The organism is Micromonospora sp. A200 (genome assembly GCF_029893845.1).
GTDB classification, from domain to species: domain Bacteria; phylum Actinomycetota; class Actinomycetes; order Mycobacteriales; family Micromonosporaceae; genus Micromonospora; species Micromonospora purpureochromogenes.
In genome coordinates, this window is the sequence record NZ_JARXXY010000005.1 from 137,501 (window position 1) to 153,480 (window position 15,980).

At 71.9% G+C, this 15,980-nt stretch carries 16 protein-coding genes; 5 read left to right on the forward strand and 11 right to left on the reverse strand.

The window, feature by feature from the left end; all coding sequences use genetic code 11:
• Positions 1–27 precede the first annotated feature (27 nt).
• The 8 genes from M2302_RS07265 to M2302_RS07300 form a co-directional block, all read right to left on the reverse strand.
• Positions 28–1,044 (reverse strand): branched-chain amino acid ABC transporter permease, encoded by a 1,017-nt coding sequence (locus M2302_RS07265; protein WP_280837153.1) that lies wholly within the window; start codon positions 1,042–1,044, stop codon positions 28–30.
• On the reverse strand, positions 1,041–1,922 hold the full coding sequence (locus M2302_RS07270) for a branched-chain amino acid ABC transporter permease (RefSeq protein WP_154938178.1): 882 nt from the start codon (positions 1,920–1,922) through the stop codon (positions 1,041–1,043). Before M2302_RS07270 ends, M2302_RS07265 begins: the two co-directional genes overlap by 4 nt.
• Complete coding sequence (locus tag M2302_RS07275; RefSeq protein ID WP_211364370.1) at positions 1,919–3,169, reverse strand: ABC transporter substrate-binding protein; 1,251 nt, start codon at positions 3,167–3,169, stop codon at positions 1,919–1,921. The genes M2302_RS07270 and M2302_RS07275 overlap by 4 nt, the downstream gene beginning before the upstream one ends.
• A gap of 51 nt (positions 3,170–3,220) precedes the next feature.
• Positions 3,221–3,913, reverse strand: coding sequence for an ABC transporter ATP-binding protein (locus tag M2302_RS07280; RefSeq protein ID WP_154938182.1), 693 nt, complete (start codon positions 3,911–3,913; stop codon positions 3,221–3,223).
• On the reverse strand, positions 3,900–4,661 hold the full coding sequence (locus tag M2302_RS07285; RefSeq protein WP_210777259.1) for an ABC transporter ATP-binding protein: 762 nt from the start codon (positions 4,659–4,661) through the stop codon (positions 3,900–3,902). The genes M2302_RS07280 and M2302_RS07285 overlap by 14 nt, the downstream gene beginning before the upstream one ends.
• Before the next feature lie 327 nt (positions 4,662–4,988).
• Positions 4,989–6,065 carry a zinc-binding dehydrogenase gene (locus tag M2302_RS07290; RefSeq protein ID WP_280837154.1) on the reverse strand — a complete coding sequence of 359 codons (1,077 nt, stop codon included), beginning with the start codon at positions 6,063–6,065 and terminating at the stop codon, positions 4,989–4,991.
• Positions 6,062–7,504 carry an aldehyde dehydrogenase family protein gene (locus M2302_RS07295; RefSeq protein ID WP_280837155.1) on the reverse strand — a complete coding sequence of 481 codons (1,443 nt, stop codon included), beginning with the start codon at positions 7,502–7,504 and terminating at the stop codon, positions 6,062–6,064. The genes M2302_RS07290 and M2302_RS07295 overlap by 4 nt, the downstream gene beginning before the upstream one ends.
• Positions 7,505–7,548: 44 nt before the next feature.
• Complete coding sequence (locus M2302_RS07300) at positions 7,549–8,202, reverse strand: TetR/AcrR family transcriptional regulator (protein ID WP_280837156.1); 654 nt, start codon at positions 8,200–8,202, stop codon at positions 7,549–7,551.
• An 84-nt stretch (positions 8,203–8,286) separates the two neighbouring features.
• Between M2302_RS07300 and M2302_RS07305 the strand changes: the two genes are divergently transcribed.
• Positions 8,287–9,459, forward strand: coding sequence for an acyl-CoA dehydrogenase family protein (locus M2302_RS07305; protein WP_210777262.1), 1,173 nt, complete (start codon positions 8,287–8,289; stop codon positions 9,457–9,459).
• Between the two features lie 188 nt (positions 9,460–9,647).
• On the opposite strand, the gene M2302_RS07310 is transcribed toward M2302_RS07305, so the two are convergent.
• Together M2302_RS07310 and M2302_RS07315 are read right to left on the reverse strand one after the other, a co-directional pair.
• Complete coding sequence (locus M2302_RS07310; protein ID WP_280837157.1) at positions 9,648–10,685, reverse strand: aminotransferase class V-fold PLP-dependent enzyme; 1,038 nt, start codon at positions 10,683–10,685, stop codon at positions 9,648–9,650.
• A 97-nt stretch (positions 10,686–10,782) separates the two neighbouring features.
• The gene (locus M2302_RS07315; RefSeq protein WP_280837158.1) at positions 10,783–12,225 is read right to left on the reverse strand and encodes an FAD-dependent oxidoreductase; all 1,443 of its coding nucleotides are present in this window, start codon (positions 12,223–12,225) and stop codon (positions 10,783–10,785) included.
• 343 nt (positions 12,226–12,568) lie between these two features.
• On the opposite strand from M2302_RS07315, the gene M2302_RS07320 reads away from it, so the two are divergent.
• From M2302_RS07320 to M2302_RS07335, 4 genes are all read left to right on the forward strand, one after another.
• Complete coding sequence (locus M2302_RS07320) at positions 12,569–12,967, forward strand: hypothetical protein (protein ID WP_280837159.1); 399 nt, start codon at positions 12,569–12,571, stop codon at positions 12,965–12,967.
• 192 nt (positions 12,968–13,159) lie between these two features.
• The gene (locus M2302_RS07325) at positions 13,160–13,612 is read left to right on the forward strand and encodes an SRPBCC family protein (RefSeq protein ID WP_280837160.1); all 453 of its coding nucleotides are present in this window, start codon (positions 13,160–13,162) and stop codon (positions 13,610–13,612) included.
• On the forward strand, positions 13,609–13,962 hold the full coding sequence (locus M2302_RS07330; protein ID WP_280837161.1) for a metalloregulator ArsR/SmtB family transcription factor: 354 nt from the start codon (positions 13,609–13,611) through the stop codon (positions 13,960–13,962). Before M2302_RS07325 ends, M2302_RS07330 begins: the two co-directional genes overlap by 4 nt.
• A gap of 45 nt (positions 13,963–14,007) precedes the next feature.
• A complete protein-coding gene (locus M2302_RS07335) occupies positions 14,008–14,451 on the forward strand; it encodes an SRPBCC domain-containing protein (protein ID WP_280837162.1) in 444 nt (147 codons plus the stop codon).
• A 122-nt stretch (positions 14,452–14,573) separates the two neighbouring features.
• Here M2302_RS07335 and M2302_RS07340 read toward each other — a convergent pair whose 3' ends face one another.
• On the reverse strand, positions 14,574–15,965 hold the full coding sequence (locus M2302_RS07340) for a cation:dicarboxylase symporter family transporter (RefSeq protein WP_280837163.1): 1,392 nt from the start codon (positions 15,963–15,965) through the stop codon (positions 14,574–14,576).
• Positions 15,966–15,980: the final 15 nt, after the last annotated feature.

Below are 15,980 nucleotides of genomic sequence, written 5' to 3' on the forward strand. Positions count from 1 at the left end.
GCGGTTCGGATGCGCCGTCGCGGGACGTCATCTGCGGCGGGCGGCCATCCAGCGCAGCGCCAGGGCGGAGAAAGTGCCCCACAACCCGCGGCGGAACAGCAGCACGACCAGGACGAAGATGCTGCCGGTCACCAGGCCGATCGTCTCGAATCCGGAGAACGACAGCCAGTCCTCCAACCGCACCACCACGGCCGCGCCGAGCACCCCGCCCCACAGCGTGCCGATGCCACCGAGCACGACGACGATGACCGCCTTGCCGGAGGTGGTCCAGTGCAGCACGTCGAGGGAGACGAACCGGTGCCCGACGGCGAAGAGCCCGCCACCGAGACCGGCGATGAAGCCGGAGAGCACGAACGCGGTCAGCTTGTAGCGGTGCACCGGGTAGCCGAGCGCCCGCGCCCGGGCCGGGTTGTCGCGGATGCCGACCAGCACCCGGCCGAACGGCGAGTGCGTGATCCGCCAGGCGGCGGCCAGGCCGAGCAGCACGATCGGCAGGATCGCGTAGTAGAAGTAGTAGTCGTCGGTCAGGTCGAGGCCGAACAGCGACCGGGGCACGCCCTGCAGGCCGTTCTCGCCCTTGGTGACCGAACGCCACTCGTTGGCCACGTAGTAGACCATCTGCGCGAAGGCCAACGTGACCATGGCGAAGTAGATGCCGGTCCGCTTCACCGCGAGGTAGCCGATGGGCAGCGCGAGCACCGCCGCGCCGAGCGCCCCGGCCAGCACCGCGACCGGGAACGGCAGGCCGGCGTGGATGGCGACCAGGCCGGTGAGGTACGCCGAGGTGCCCCAGAACGCCGCGTGCCCGAAGGACATCAGCCCGGTGAAGCCGAGCAGCAGGTCCACCGACACGGCGAAGAGCGCCCAGCAGAGGATGTCCACCGCCACCGCCGGGTAGAGCCCGTTGGGCAGCCAGATCGCGGCGGCCAGCCCGGCGGCGAGCAGCGCGTACCGGACCCAGCCGGGCGCGCGGGCGACGGCGAGGAGCCCGGACGGCGGGGCCGGCCGGCTCGCCTCGGCCGGGGTGTCGACGGTGCTGGTCATGCCGGTGCCTCCTCACGGCCGAACAGCCCGGCCGGCCGCCAGAGCAGCACGGCGGCCATCACGACGAAGACGATCGTCTGGGACACGATGGGGAACTCGGACAGGTACGCCTCGCCCCACGCCTGCACCAGACCGATGCCGAAGCCGGCGGCGACCGAGCCGAAGATCGAGCCGAGACCGCCGATCACCACCACCGCGAAGACCACGATGATCAGGTCGGCGCCCATCAGCGGGTTCACCGCCCGCATCGGGGCGGCGAGCACGCCGGCGAGCCCGGCCAGGCCGATGCCGAAGCCGAAGACCGGCGTCACCCACCGCCCGACGTCGATGCCGAACGCCCGGGTCAGCTCCGGCCGCTCGGTCGACGCCCGGACCACCATGCCGATCCGGGTACGGGTGAGCACCCACCACACCGCGACGCAGAGCAGCACCGCGAAGCCGAGGATGAAGACCCGGTACGTCGGGAAGTCGAAGAGTCCGAAGTCGACCGAGCCGCTGAGCTCGTCCGGGGTGGCGTACGGGCTGGACTGCACGCCGTAGCGGGTCTTCACCAGGTCCTGCAGGATCAGCGTCAGGCCGAAGGTGAGCAGGAAGTTGTAGAGCGGGTCGAGTCGGGTGAGCCGGTGGATGACGGCCCGTTCCAGGATCATGCCCACCACGGCGAGCGCCACCGGCATGATCACCAGGGCCGCCCAGAACGGCACGCCCGCCTCGGCCAGCAGCACGTACGCGCCGAAGGCGCCGAGCATGTAGAACGCGCCGTGGGCGAAGTTCACCACCCGGAGCATGCCGAAGATGACCGCGAGCCCGAGGGCGAGCAGGGCGTAGAACGCCCCGCTCACCAACCCGTTGAACGTGTTCTGGAGGAAACCGGTCACAGCTTGCAGTCCGGGGACGGGGCGCGGAACGCCTCGGCGGCGGGGATGGTCTTGAGCACCTTCACGTAGTCCCAGGGCTCGGCGACCTCGGCCTGCGGCTTCACCTGGGCGAGGTACGCGTCGTGGATCACCCGGTGGTCCTCGGCGCGGATCTTGCCGTTGCGCAGGAAGACGTCGTTGACCTCCTTGCCCTCCAGCCCCTTGACCACGGTGTCCGCGTCGTCGGTGCCGGCGGCCTGCACGGCCTCCAGGTACTGCATCGCCGCGGAGTAGTTGGCGGCGTGCGCGAAGGACGGCCGGGTGCCGGTCTCCTTCTGGAACCGGTCGGCGAACTCCCGGTTCTGCTGGTCGAAGTTCCAGTACCAGGCGTCGGTGTAGGTGGTGCCGGCCAGCGCGGCCGGGGTGAGCGAGTGGATGTCGGTGATGAACATCAGGCCGACCGCCAGGCCGACGCCCTTGTCCCGCAGCTTGAACTCGTTGTACTGCTTGACCACGTTGACCAGCTCGGCGCCGGCCTGCATGGTGCCGAGCACCTGCGGCTTGGGGTTCAGCGTCGGCGCCTTGAGCAGGAAGGTCGAGTAGTCGCCGGTGGTGTTCGGGAACGGCGCGCCGTCCTTGCCGACGACCGTGCCGCCGGCGGCGGTGATGGCGGTGGAGAAGCTCTTCTCCATGTCCTGCCCGAAGGCGTAGTTCGGGTAGAGGATGTACCAGTTCTTGCCGACCTGCTCGGTGGTGGTCTTGCCGGTGCCGTTGGCCAGCATGTAGGTGTCGTACGCGTAGTGGAACGTGTACTTGTTGCAGCTCTTGCCGGTCAGGTCGGTGGTCGCCGCGCCGATGTTGAAGTAGAGCTTCTTCTTCTCCTTCGCCACGTCGGCGACCTTCAGCGCGGCCGACGAGGTGGGCACGTCGAGGATCAGGTCGACGCCCTTGCGGTCGTACATCTCCTGGGCCTTGGCGTTGGCCACGTCCGGCTTGTTCTGGTGGTCGGCGGTCTCCACGGTGATGTCGGTGGTCACCGCCTTGTCGCCGTGCTTGGCCTTGAAGTCGGCGATGGCCATCTCCACGGCCTTGACCGAGTTCTTCCCGGACAGCTCCGAGTAGGCCCCGGACTGGTCGTTGAGCACGCCCAGCACGATCTTGTCGCCGGTCAGCTTCTGGTCGCCGCCGGACTGGGGGCCACCGCCGCCGCAACCCGCGGCCAGCACCACCGCCGCCGAGGCGGCGGCCACACCCACGCTCCTACGCATGTCAATCCCCTTCGTACCGCGCGGACACCGCGCGGGTCAGCCGTCGAAAATTCAGATACCGAGGTACGCCAGCAGCTCGCGCTCCCGCGAGCGCACCTCGGAGTTCGCCATCGCCTCCACGACGCGTCCCTCGGCCAGCAGGTAGTGCCGGTCGGCGACGCCGGTGGCGAAGTGCAGGTTCTGCTCGACCAGCAGCACGGTCACCCCGTGCTTCTTGGCCTCCCGCAGCAGGTCGCCGACCTGCTGCACGAGCAGCGGCGACAGGCCCTCGGTGGGCTCGTCGCAGAGCAGCAGCCGGGCGCCCATCCGCAGCACCCGGGCCAGGGCGAGCATCTGCTGCTCGCCGCCGGAGAGCATGGTCGCCGCCGAGTCGCGCCGGGAGTACAGGGCGGGGAACGCCTCGTACACCCGCTCCAGCGGCCACGGGTCGGGGCCGACCCGCGGCGGCAGCGTCAGGTTCTCGGTGACGCTGAGGGTGGCGTACGCGCCCCGGTCGTCGGGCACCCAGCCGAGGCCGAGCCGCGCCCGCTTGTACGCCGGCAACCGGCTGATGTCCCGCCCGTCCAGCTCGACGGTTCCGCGCTGGCCGGGGTGCAGCCCCATCACGCAGCGCAGCAGGGTGGACTTGCCGGCGCCGTTGCGCCCGACCAGGGTGACCACCTCGCCGGCGGCGACCTCCAGGCTCACCTCCCGCAGCACCTGCGCCTCGCCGTAGAAGGCGGAGAGGGTGTCAATGCGCAGCATCAGCGGCTCCCAGGTAGGCGGTGATGACCCGCTCGTCGGCGCGGACCTGCTCGTACGGGCCCTCGACCAGCACCGTGCCGGCCTGCAGCACGGTGACGGTGTCGGCGAGGCGGCCGACGACGCTCATGTTGTGCTCGACCATCACCACGGTGCGGCCGGCCCGAACCCGGGCGATCAGCTCCACCGTGCGGTCGACGTCCTCCAGCCCCATCCCGGCGGTCGGCTCGTCGAGCAGCAGCACCTTCGGATCCAGGGCGAGGGCGATGGCCAGCTCCAGGGCGCGCTTGCGCCCGTACGCCAGCGCCTCGGCCGGGGCCTCGGCCAGCGCGCCGAGCCCGACCATGTCCAGCAGTTCGTCGGCCCGCTCCCGGTAGCGGCCCATCAGCTTGGCCGACCGCCAGAACCGCCAGCCGAGCCCGCTCGAGCTCTGCAACGCCAGCTCGACGTGCTCGCGGGCGGACAGCTGCGGGAACAGGCTGGTGATCTGGAACGAGCGGGCCACCCCGAGCCGGGCCACCTGCTCCGGGGGCAGGCCGGTGACGTCCCGGCCGTCCAGCTCGATCCGACCCTCGGTCGGCGGCAGGAAGCCGGTGAGCAGGTTGAACAGGGTTGTCTTGCCGGCACCGTTGGGGCCGACGAGCGCGTGCACGCTCTCCGGGGCGATGTCGAGGTCGACGTGGTCGACCGCACGGAAGCCCCGGAAGTCACGGGTCAGCCCGCGCGCCGACAGGAGCGCTTGCCCGGCCATCGCCTCATCCTCCGCAGGTAACTGGCGACGACCGGGTCGGTGACCGGGGTCACAGGGCCGTCGCGTGGAGGAAACCTACGGGGAACGGCCGGAGTCCAGCCATGTCGGTCCACCACACTTTCCGGCCGGTCGGCGCGGGGCCGGCCGACATGAGCACCGGTCGGGAGCCGTCCGCAGGGGATCGACAGGCGTGAGCGGATGGTCTGGGAGACCGCTCCCATGTGGCCCGGCCACCTGACCTGCGGGGGGCGTGGCGGGCGTGGCCGACCACGCCCGCAGGGGGCGGCCGGCCACACCACTGCGCCCGGGACTCCGACGGCGGCCGGGTCAGTCGGGGAAGGTGACCACCCAGCGGGCGCCCTCGCCCCGGGCGAGCCGGTCGAACGCCTCCGGCGCCTCGTCTAGGGTGACCAGCCCGCTGATCAGCGGAGTCAGGTCGAGCGTGCCGTCGCCGACCTCGCGGGCCAGGCCCGGCACCTCCCGGTCGGGATCGGACGAGCCGTACACCGAGGAACGCAGCGTCCGGGCGGAGTGGAAGATGTCCAGCGCGGAGAGGCTGACCAGGTCGTCCTTGCCGCCCATGCCCACCACGGTGACCGCTCCCCCGCGCCGGGTGAGCCGCCAGGCCGTCCGGATGGTGGCCGCCCGCCCGACGCACTCGAAGGCGTGGTCGACGCCACGCCCCTCGGTGAGCGCCCGGATCTCCTTCGACAGCCGGTCGTCGGGCGCGAGGAAGTGCGTCGCCCCGGCGGCGAGGGCCAGATCCCGCTTGGCCTCGGCCACGTCGATCGCGACGATCGGGGCGGCGCCGGCGGCCCGGGCGGCGGTGAGCACCGACAGGCCGACCCCGCCGAGGCCGATCACCGCGACCGACTCGCCGGCGGCGACGCGGGCGGTGTTGCGGACCGCGCCGGTGCCGGTGAGCACGGCGCAGCCGAGCAGCGCGGCCCGCTCCGGCGGCAGGTCGTCGGGGACGGCGACGACGGCGGCCTCGGGCACCACCACCTCCTCGGCGAACGCGCCGAGCCCGAGCGTGACGTGCAACGCCTCACCGTCGGCGGTCTCGCCGCGCGGCACGGCCGGGGCGGTGTTGGCGGCGCAGAGCCACGGCTCGCCGTGGCGGCAGTGCCAGCACCGCCGGCAGGCGGGCGCCCAGTTGAGCACCACCTGCGTGCCGACCGGTACGGCGGCGCCGGGGCCGGCCTCGACCACCACGCCGGCCGCCTCGTGCCCCAGCACCAGCGGGTACGCGGGTGCGAGGGTGCCGTTGACCATGGACAGGTCGGAGTGGCAGACGCCGGCGGCGCGGACGCGGACCCGCAGCTCGCCGGGGCCGGGCGCGGGCAGGCGGATCTCCTCGACCCGCAGCGGCGCGCCGGGCGCGCGGGCGACCAGCGCCCTCACCGCTGGATCGCCTTGATCTCGCGGAACTCGTCGATGCCGTACGGGCCCAGCTCCCGGCCCAGGCCGGACTGCTTGTAGCCGCCGAACGGCGCCCGCGGGTTGAACGCGCCGCCGTTGACGTCCACCTGGCCGGTACGCAGCCGCCGGGCCACCGCCAGCGCCCGGTCGGCGTCGGCGGACCAGACCGCGCCGGCCAGGCCGTAGCGGGAGTTGTTGGCGATGGCGACGGCCTCGTCGTCGTCGCCGAACGGGATGACGGCGAGCACCGGGCCGAAGACCTCCTCCTGGGCGAGCGCGCTGTCGGGGTGCACGTCGGCCAGCACGGTCGGGGCGACGAAGTGCCCCCGGGGCGGCAGCGGGGCGTCCGGGCCACCGCAGACCAGGCGCGCCCCGTCGGCGAGGGCGCGCTCGACGTGGCCGCGTACCCGCTCGGCCTGGGCGGCGGAGACCAGCGGGCCGAGCCGGGTGTCCGGGTCGAACGGATCCCCCGGCCGGTACGCCGCGGCGGCCCGGGCGACCAGGTCGAGTGCCTCGTCGTACCGGTCGCGGTGGACCAGCATCCGGGTCCACGCGGTGCAGGTCTGCCCGGAGTTGAGCAGCGCGTTGCCCACCCCGACCTTGACGGCGGTGGGCAGGTCGGCGTCGGCGAGGATCAGGTTGGCCGACTTGCCGCCCAGCTCCAGGGCCACCCGGGCGATCCGGTCGGCGGCGAGGTGGGCGATCCGGCGGCCGGTGGCGGTGGACCCGGTGAACGAGACCATGTCCACGTCCGGGTGGGCGGCCAGGGCCTCGCCGACCACCGGCCCGGTGCCGGGCACCAGGTTGACCACACCGGCGGGCAGCCCGGCCTCGGCGACCGCGTCGAAGAGCAGGTACGCCGTCAGCGGGGTCAGCTCGCTGGGCTTGAGCACCACCGTGCAACCGGCGGCCAGGGCGGGCGCCAGCTTGGCGACGACCTGGTGCAGCGGGTAGTTCCACGGGGTGATCGCGCCGACCACGCCGACCGGTTCGCGGACGACGAGCGAGTTGCCGATCGTCTCCTCGGCGGGCGGCCGGGCGGCCAGCTCGACGCAGTCGCGCAGCACGGTCAGCGGCAGGCCGGTCTGCACCCGGGCGGCCAGCTTGAGCGGGGTGCCGAGTTCGAGCGCGACGGTCCGGGCGATGTCCTCGGCGCGGGCGGTCAGTGCGGCGAGCAGCCGGTCGAGGTGGGCGGCGCGCTCGGCCGGCGCGGTGGCCGCCCAGCCGGGAAAGGCGGCCCGGGCGGCGGCGACGGCCCGGTCGACGTCGGCCGGGGTGCCGGCCGGCACCTGCCCGAGGGTCTCCCCGGTGGCCGGGTTCTCCACGTCGATCTGCTCGGTCTCGGTCGGGTCGGCCCAGGCGCCGCCGAGGTAGAGGTGACGGCGGACCAGGAGCGCGGGGGGCGCGGCGGCGAGATCCATGTCGTCCTTCGGGGGTGAGGAAACTAGCGCTGGGAGTTTTGACGCTACCCGTTCGCCCCGGGTGGTTCCACCGCGGATACGCGCCGGTGTTCGGCGGCGAGGCCGTGCAGCAGCGCGTCCAGGCCGAGGGCGAAGGCGCCCTCGTCCACGCTGCGCTGGTGCTCGGCGAGCCGGTGCGCCTGGCCCAGGTGCGGGTAGTGGGCGGCGTACAGCTCGGGGTCCTCGACGAAGCCGCGGGCGAACGAGCCGAGCGCCGAGCCGGCGACGAAGTACCGCATCGCCGCGCCGACGTGGGTGGCCCGGGCCGGCGGCCAGCCGGCCTTGACCAGCGCGCCGTAGACCGCGTCGGCCATGGCGAGCGCGGCCGGCCGCCGCCCGGGGCCCTCGGCCAGGTACGGCACGACGTTCGGGTGCGCGGTGAGCGCCGCCCGGTACGACCAGGCCCAGCGGCGCAGCGCCTCGCGCCAGTCGTGGCGGCCGAAGAAGCCGATGTCCACGGCGACGGTGACGCTTTCGGCGACCGCGTCGAGGATGGCCTCCCGGTTGGCGAAGTGGTTGTAGAGCGAGGGACCCCGCACGCCGAGCGCGGCGGCGAGCCGCCGGGTGGAGAAGGCGGCCAGCCCGTCGGCGTCGATCAGGGCCAGGGCCGCGGCGACGATCCGGTCCCGGGTGAGCACCGGCTGCGGGGGTCGGGGCACGTCGACTCCTCGGGGGTCTGGACGACAGAAAACTTACACCGCTAGTTTAAGCGGGACGCAGCCACGACGGCGGAAGGGATCAGCATGGACTTCTCACTGACCGACGAGGAGCGGGCGGTCCGCGACACCGTCCGGTCGTTCATCACCCGCGAGGTGATGCCGCTGGAACAGGAGGTGCTGCGCCGCGAGCGCGCGCACCAGCCCGGCCTGGAGCACGCCGAGTTGCGCGAGCTCCAGCAGAAGGCGCGCAAGTTCGGCTTCTGGGGGCTGGCCACCCCCGAGGAGTACGGCGGGATGGACCTGCCCGCCGTCATGCAGTCGCTGATCTGGACCGAGTTGGGCCGCACCTTCGTGCCGTTCCGCTTCGGCGGCGAGGCGGACAACATCCTCTTCCACGCCACCGAGGAGCAGAAGCGGGAGTTCCTCATCCCCACCATCGAGGGGGAACGGATTTCCTGCTTCGCCATCACCGAGCCGGGGGCCGGCTCGGACGCGGCCAACATCCGGCTGTCGGCCCGGCGCGACGGCGACGACTGGATCCTCGACGGCGAGAAGACGTTCATCACCAACGGCAACGACGCCGACTTCGCCATCGTGGTCGCGGTGACCGACCGGGAGAAGGGCGCGCGCAACGGCGGGGCGACTGCGTTCCTGGTGGACCGGGCGATGGGCTGGCGCTCGGAGTTCATCCAGACGATGGGCGAGGGCGGGCCGGCGTCGCTGATCTTCGACGGCGTACGGGTGCCGCACCGCAACATCCTCGGCGAGATCGGCCAGGGCTTCACGCTGGGCATGGAGTGGATCGGCAAGGGCCGCTACACCATCCCGTCGCACGCCATCGGCATCGCCGAGCGGGCGTTGCAGATGGCCATCGACTACGCCAACACCCGGGAGACCTTCGGCGCGAAGATCGGCACCAACCAGGCCATCCAGTGGATGATCGCCGACTCGGAGACCGAGCTGGAGGCGGCCCGCTGGCTGGTGCTGCGCTCCGCCTGGACGGTCGACCAGGGCATGGACCCCCGGCACGCATCCTCGATGGGCAAGCTCTACGGCGCCGGCATGGTCAACCGGGTGGTGGACCGGGTGCTCCAGATCCACGGCGGCATGGGCTACACCCGGGAACTGCCGGTCGAACGTTGGTACCGGCAGGTGCGGCTCTACCGGATCTTCGAGGGCACCGACGAGATGCAGCGGCTGATCATCTCGCGGGACCTGCTGCGCGGGTACACGAAGATCGGCGGTCACCTGGCCTGAGTCCGCCGCCGGCTCCTCATTTTCCCCGCCCGCCCCGGCGCCTGATCAGCCAGGTCGAACCGGGACGAGGGTCGAGGAGCCGGCGGCTCGGGTCGAGGCGCCGGCGGCCCGGTGAGCCGGACTGCTCGGGTGGGCGGCGATGACAGCCGCCCACCCGCACGCTCGCCCGCCACGTGACCTGAGCGGGCTCAGCCGGTCAGCACCGTCAGGGCGGCGTCCACGTCTGCCTCGGTGGAGTACACGTGGAAGGAGGCGCGGACCCGCCCGGCGCGCACCGCCGCCCGGATCCCGGCCCGCTCCAGCCGCCGCTCGGCGTCGGGCACGTCGACGGCGACGATGGCGCTCTCCCCCGGCGGCCGACCCAGCCCGGCCAGGAACCGGTTGGCCAGCGCCACGTCGTGCGCCCGGATCGCCGGCACGCCGATCTCGGCGACCACCTCCAGTGCCGGCGCCGCGCCGACCCAGCTGAACCAGGCGGGCGAGATGTCGAACCGGCGGGCGTCGTCGGCCAGCCGCAGCGGCGGGCCGTAGTAGGAGGCGTGCGGGTCGGCGCCCGCGTACCAGCCGGCGGCGTCCGGACGCAGCCGCTCGCGCAGCTCGGGCGCCAGGTAGGCGTACGCGCAGCCGCGCGGACCCATCAGCCACTTGTACCCGCCCACCGTCACCACGTCGGCCCGGCTCCCGTCGAACGGCAGCCAACCGCACGCCTGGGTCGCGTCCACCGCCACCAGCGCACCGTGCGCCCGGGCCGCGGCCACGATCTCGTCGTACGCCGCCACGGCGCCGTCGGCGGACTGCACCAGGCTGAACGCGACCAGATCGGTGTCGGCGTCGATCGCGTCGACCAGCCCCGTCAGCGGCACGGTGCGGACCGTGACGCCGCGCTCCTGCTGAACCAGCCAGGGAAACAGGTTCGAGGTGAACTCGACCTCGGGGACCACCACGTTCGCGCCCGCCGGGAGGGCCGCCGCGACCGGTGCGAGGAGCTGGGACACGGCCGCGCCGACCGCCACGTCCCCGGCCGGTACGCCGACCAGGCCGGCGAACGCGGCCCGGGCCCGGTCCACCGACTGCCCCCAGCCCTCCCAGGAGCTGCTCCCGATCCGCCAGGCGGCCAGCGCCTCCTGCAGTGCCGTCCAGGCCGGCTCGGGCGGCAGCCCGTAGGAGGCGGTGTTCAACCAGCCGGGCTCCGGCTTCCACAACTGCTGCGCCTGCTCGATGTCCACGGCACCGACGCTAGGCGGGGTGACGTCGGATGGGCACGGCCAATCGGCGACCGGCGGCCTGCGGCACACCGGCACGCGCCGACCGGTCTGGCGACTGCTAGGACTGCCGGAGGTCGTTGGTCGATCCGGTGGCGGCACGGCGCCGGAACAGGCCGAGCCGGAGCGCCCGGAGCAGGGTGCCGGGCTGGCTCAGCGTCGCCGGATGGTCGAGCATGGTGGTGACCCGGCCCAGCCGGGCGCTGAGCACCGGATCGGTCAGCGAGGTCCGGAAGAGCAGGTCACCGAACCACTTGGTGACCCGGTACCCCGGCGGGTACGGCCCGTCGACGTGTGGAAGCTCGATGTCGGCGGTGGTGGAGGTCTGCCAGGCGGCATCGACGACCACCCGGACCCGCTCGAAGTACGCCCGCGCCGGCTCCGCGTGCAGGTCCGGGTTCGACCGGAGGTACGCCGACAGACAGGAGGCGTGCAGCATCGCGGAGGTCATGCCCTGGCCGTACACCGGGTTGAAGGAGGCGATCGCGTCCCCGGCGGCAACCAGTCCGGCGGGCATCCGGTCGAGCCTGTGGAAGTCCCGGCGTCGGCTGTCGGCCTGGTGGTACGTGACCACGCCGCCGAGCATCTCGCCGTGTTCGGCGATGTCACCGAACATCTGCGGATAGTGCTCACGGCAGCGGGCGGTGAAGTCGGCGACGTCGCGGCTGGGCCGGTCCTCGTCGTAGCCGGCCACCAACATGATCCAGCGGTCCCCCTCGACCGAGTTGATCCCACCGATCCGAGCGGTACGACCCTTGCCGGCCATGGTGTGGTAGACCACCACCCAGGCGTCGCTGACCTTCTCGTCCTGCTTGAAGAGCGCGGTCGCGTAGTTCAGTTTGATCGGCATCCGCTGCATCGGCGGGCGGGGCCACCCGTTGTCGGCCAGCCAGTCGCTCAGCCGGCTGGACCGGCCCGTCGCGTCGACCACCAGGTCCGCCGGTTCGACCACCGGCTCACCACCGCCCTCGGGCACGTACCGGGCGCCGGTGACGCGCCGGTCGGCGAGGACCAGGCCGTCCGCACGGCCGTACACCATCCGGATGTTCTCCACGGCGAGGGTCCGCCGCCGGACCAGCGCCTCGAGGAACGGTCGCGTGGTGATCAGCGTCGGACCGGTGCCGGACGGTGCCGGCGGCAGCCCCAGCACACCGTTCACGAAGATCTTCGCCGCGCCCTCGTCGCTGGGCGGCGGCGGGGCACCGAGCGCGTGCGCCTCGTCGACGATGCCGGGAAACCACCGTTCCAACTGGATCTGACCGGCGGGCAGCAGCGCGTGCACCTGGCTGCCCTGCGGCACGCCCGGCCGGGGCCCGTCCTCCACGTCGGACGGATCCCGTTCGATGATCAGCACCTGCTCGGCGTGGTCACTCAACACCCGAGCCGCCATCAGTCCGGCGATGCTGCCGCCCAGCACCACGGCACGACGCATGACCACCGTGGTCCGAGTAGGCCGCTCGGCGATCGCGATCTCCGCGAAGAGCCGGGACGGAGAGGGGGGCATACGATCACTCCTCGAGTGGTCGGGGAACCTCGGCACCCACGACCGTAGCCACCCGGAGGAAGACTCTGGCGACGTGGTCGGATCGTTACACCGTCAGAGCCTTCGATCTACCTACGACAACCAGGCTGGATTCATGGGGCCGGGGATGCACACGACATTGGCGCGGGGTAACCGACGGGCATCGGCTCCAACGGGCCGGGCGCTCGCGTGCGTCCTGATTCTGCTGTGCTGCCTACTCACGTCCGGATGCTCGCCCATCCAGATCGCGATCACCGCCGTCTTCCTCGACGATGGCCACCCAGCGGCTCTCTTCCACCCCTGTGGCCGGTCCGACGTCGTTGGGGTGTCGATCGTCGAGACCTGGACCGGATCCGCGCCAGCCACCGGCCTTCCGCTCGGTTGGAGTGTTGCCGACACCAAGGGCGGCGACCCCATCACACAGATTCGGCTCCTGGAGACTCCGCCGGGTTGGAAACTGCGGCTCACGGAGCCGGGCGGGGAGGTGCGCTTCGAGAATGTCGAGCCGGGAGCCAACCTCCTGACCGCTTTCGCGGAGGATCAGCGGTATCTGGTCTGGGCGGACACCGACGGGACAGAGCGGCGGGATGCCATGGTTCAGTTCACACTCGGCGACCTGCGTTCCCTCGCCGACGGACAGGTACGGGCGATACCGGACCCGTTCGGAGAACCGCAGACCATGACCCGCGAGGAGTTTCGCGCGTACGCGGCTGCCAGTTGTTGACAGCCCACGTTCGGGAACCGCGCTCATCGCTTCGCCGACGCCGCCCGCGCTGGACAACCGCGCCCCTGGCGCACTCCACCCGCTCCACCACCTGCGCCCCCTCCACCAACATGCAACCAATGGTTGCGCAACGACGGGTGGTCGGCTAGCGTCACATGCAACCAACGGTTGCATATCAAGGGGTGGCGGAGCATGGAGTACGGCAGCATCGAACGGGAGATCCACGTCGACGCCTCGCCAGAGGTGGTCTTCGAGGTGGTCAGCAGCCCCGAGCACATCTCCGAGTGGTGGACCGACGACGCCGACTTCGAGGCGACCCCCGGCGCGGTCGGCGAGCTGGTCTGGGGCGACCGGGCGCAGGTCGTCCCGATGGTCGTGGTGGACGCCGAGCCGCCTCGGCTGTTCTCGTTCCGCTGGTGTCATCCGGAGGGCAAGGTCGACGACCGGGCCAGCTCGCTGCTGGTCACCTTCGAACTCACCCCGTCGGGCACGGGCACCCTGATCCGGCTCACCGAGACCGGGTTCCGGGAGATGGGCTGGGAGGCCGCGAAGCTGGAGGAGGTGTACCGCGACCACGTCGCCGGCTGGGACACCTTCGTCCCCCGGCTGGGGGAGTACCTGGCCCGGCTGGTGTCGACCCGGTGACCGCCGCCGTCGACGACGACCTGTGGTCCGCGGTGGGGGATCCGACCCGTCGGCGGATGCTCGACCTGCTCCTGGCCGATGGGGACGGCACGGCCACCAGCCTCAGTGAGCGGCTGCCCGTGACCCGGCAGGCGATCGCGAAACATCTCGGCGTGCTCGACCGGGTGGGCCTGGTGCGCTCCACTCCCGCCGGGCGCGAGCGAAGGTACCGGGTGGACGAGGTGCAGCTCGCCCGGGCCGTCGCGCAACTGTCCTCGGTCGGAGCGGCGTGGGACGCCCGGCTCCGGCGCATCAAGCGGATCGCCGAGGCTGTCCAGCGCACCAAGGACCAGCGCGGCACCCAGCAGTGACGTCATGAGATTCATCCGAGAAGCGATACGGAAAGAAGATCGAAGATGGTGGACATCCTGCACAAAGTCGGAATCACGTCGTCCACGGCCGAGGTCTACACGGCCCTGACCACCGTCGAGGGACTTGCCGGCTGGTGGACGACCGACACCCGGGCCGTCGGCGACGGCGTCGACGGCGTGCTCCAGTTCCGGTTCGCGGCCGGCGGATTCGACATGAAGGTCCTCGAGCTCGACCCGGGCAGGCGCGTGCTGTGGGAGGTGGTCGACGGACCGGACGAATGGATCGGCACGCAGGTGGACTGGCGCCTCGCCCAGGTCGACGACTACGCCGTCGTGCTCTTCAGCCACCGGGGCTGGAAGGAGCCGGTGGATTTCATGCACCACTGCAGCACCAAGTGGGCGGTCTACCTGCTGAGCCTGAAGTCGCTGATCGAGACCGGGAAGGGCGCTCCGCATCCCCACGACCTCAAGATCGACAGCTGGGACTGAGGGGTCCGCTCGGTCCTGACGGGTCTCGCACCGGCGCGAAGCCACGACGCCACCTCCACCGGCAGCATCGCGACCGGTGGAGGTGGCGCCGCGCGGCCCCTGGTGGGTCCGCGACGGCGGCGTCAGGCCGGTACGCCGACCGCGGCGGCCGGCTCGCCGGCCGGCCGCCGGGTCGCGGGCTCACCCTCGTCGGCGTCCTCGTCGAGCATGGTCGACTCGTCGAACGGGTCGTCACCGCGCAGCACCCGACCGGCCCGGTCCCGGTCGAACTCCCCCGTCCACGTCCCGACCAGCACGGTCGCGACCGCGTTGCCGGCGAAGTTGGTCAGCGCCCGCGCCTCCGACATGAACCGGTCGATCCCCACGATCAGCCCGACCCCGTCGACCAGGTCCGGCCGGTGCGACTGGAGCCCACCGGCGAGCGTGGCCAGCCCGGCACCCGTTACGCCCGCAGCACCCTTCGACGCGATGATCATGAACAGCAGCAGCGACACCTGCTCGCCGATCGACAGCGGCTTGCCCAGCGCGTCGGCGATGAACAGCGACGCCATGGTCAGGTAGATCGCCGTGCCGTCCAGGTTGAACGAGTACCCGGTCGGCACCGTGATGCCGACCACCGGCTTGCTCACCCCGACGTGCTCCATCTTCGCGATCAGCCGCGGCAGCGCCGACTCCGAGGACGACGTCGACAGGATCAGCAGGAACTCCCGGCCCAGGTAGCGCAGCAGCGAGAAGATCGAGATCCGGGCCACGAACCACAGCAGCGCACCCAGCACCACCAGCACGAAGATCAGACAGGTCGCGTAGAAGCCGAGCATGATCTGCGCCAAACTCTTCAACGCGTCCATCCCGGTGGCGCCGACCACGGCGGCGATGGCGCCGAACGCGCCGATCGGGGCCAGCCACATGATCATGGCCAGGACCTTGAAGACCACCCGCTGGAGCAGGCCCACGGCGGTCAGCACCGGCTCGCCGCGCCGGCCCAGGCTCTGCACGGCGAAGCCGACCAGCAGCGCCACGAGCAGCGTCTGGAGCACCTCCCCCTCCGTCAGCGCGGAGAAGAGCGTGGTCGGGATGACCCCGAGCAGGAAGTCGACGGTCCCGCCGGCCCCGTCGCCGGCGGCGGCCTTGCCCGAGCCGGCGAGGTCCTGCCCCAGGTCGAGCCCGGAGCCGGGGTGGATGAGGTTGCCGACCACCAGGCCGATGGCGAGCGCGACGGTCGACATGACCAGGAAGTAGCCGAGGGCGAGGCCGCCGACCTTGCCGACCTTCGCCGCCTGCCGGACGGAGCCGACGCCGAGCACGATGGTGCAGAAGATGACCGGGCTGATCATCATTTTGATCAGGTTGACGAAGCCGGTTCCGAGCGGCTTGAGTTCCTTGCCGACCTCGGGGGCGGCGAGGCCGACCACGACGCCGGCCAGCACGGCCACGATGACGGCCAGGTAGAGGTAACGGGTACGGTCCCGACGGACCGGGGGTGACGGTGTGGTGGTGGATGTGGTGGGGTCCATCTCGACAATGTGAAG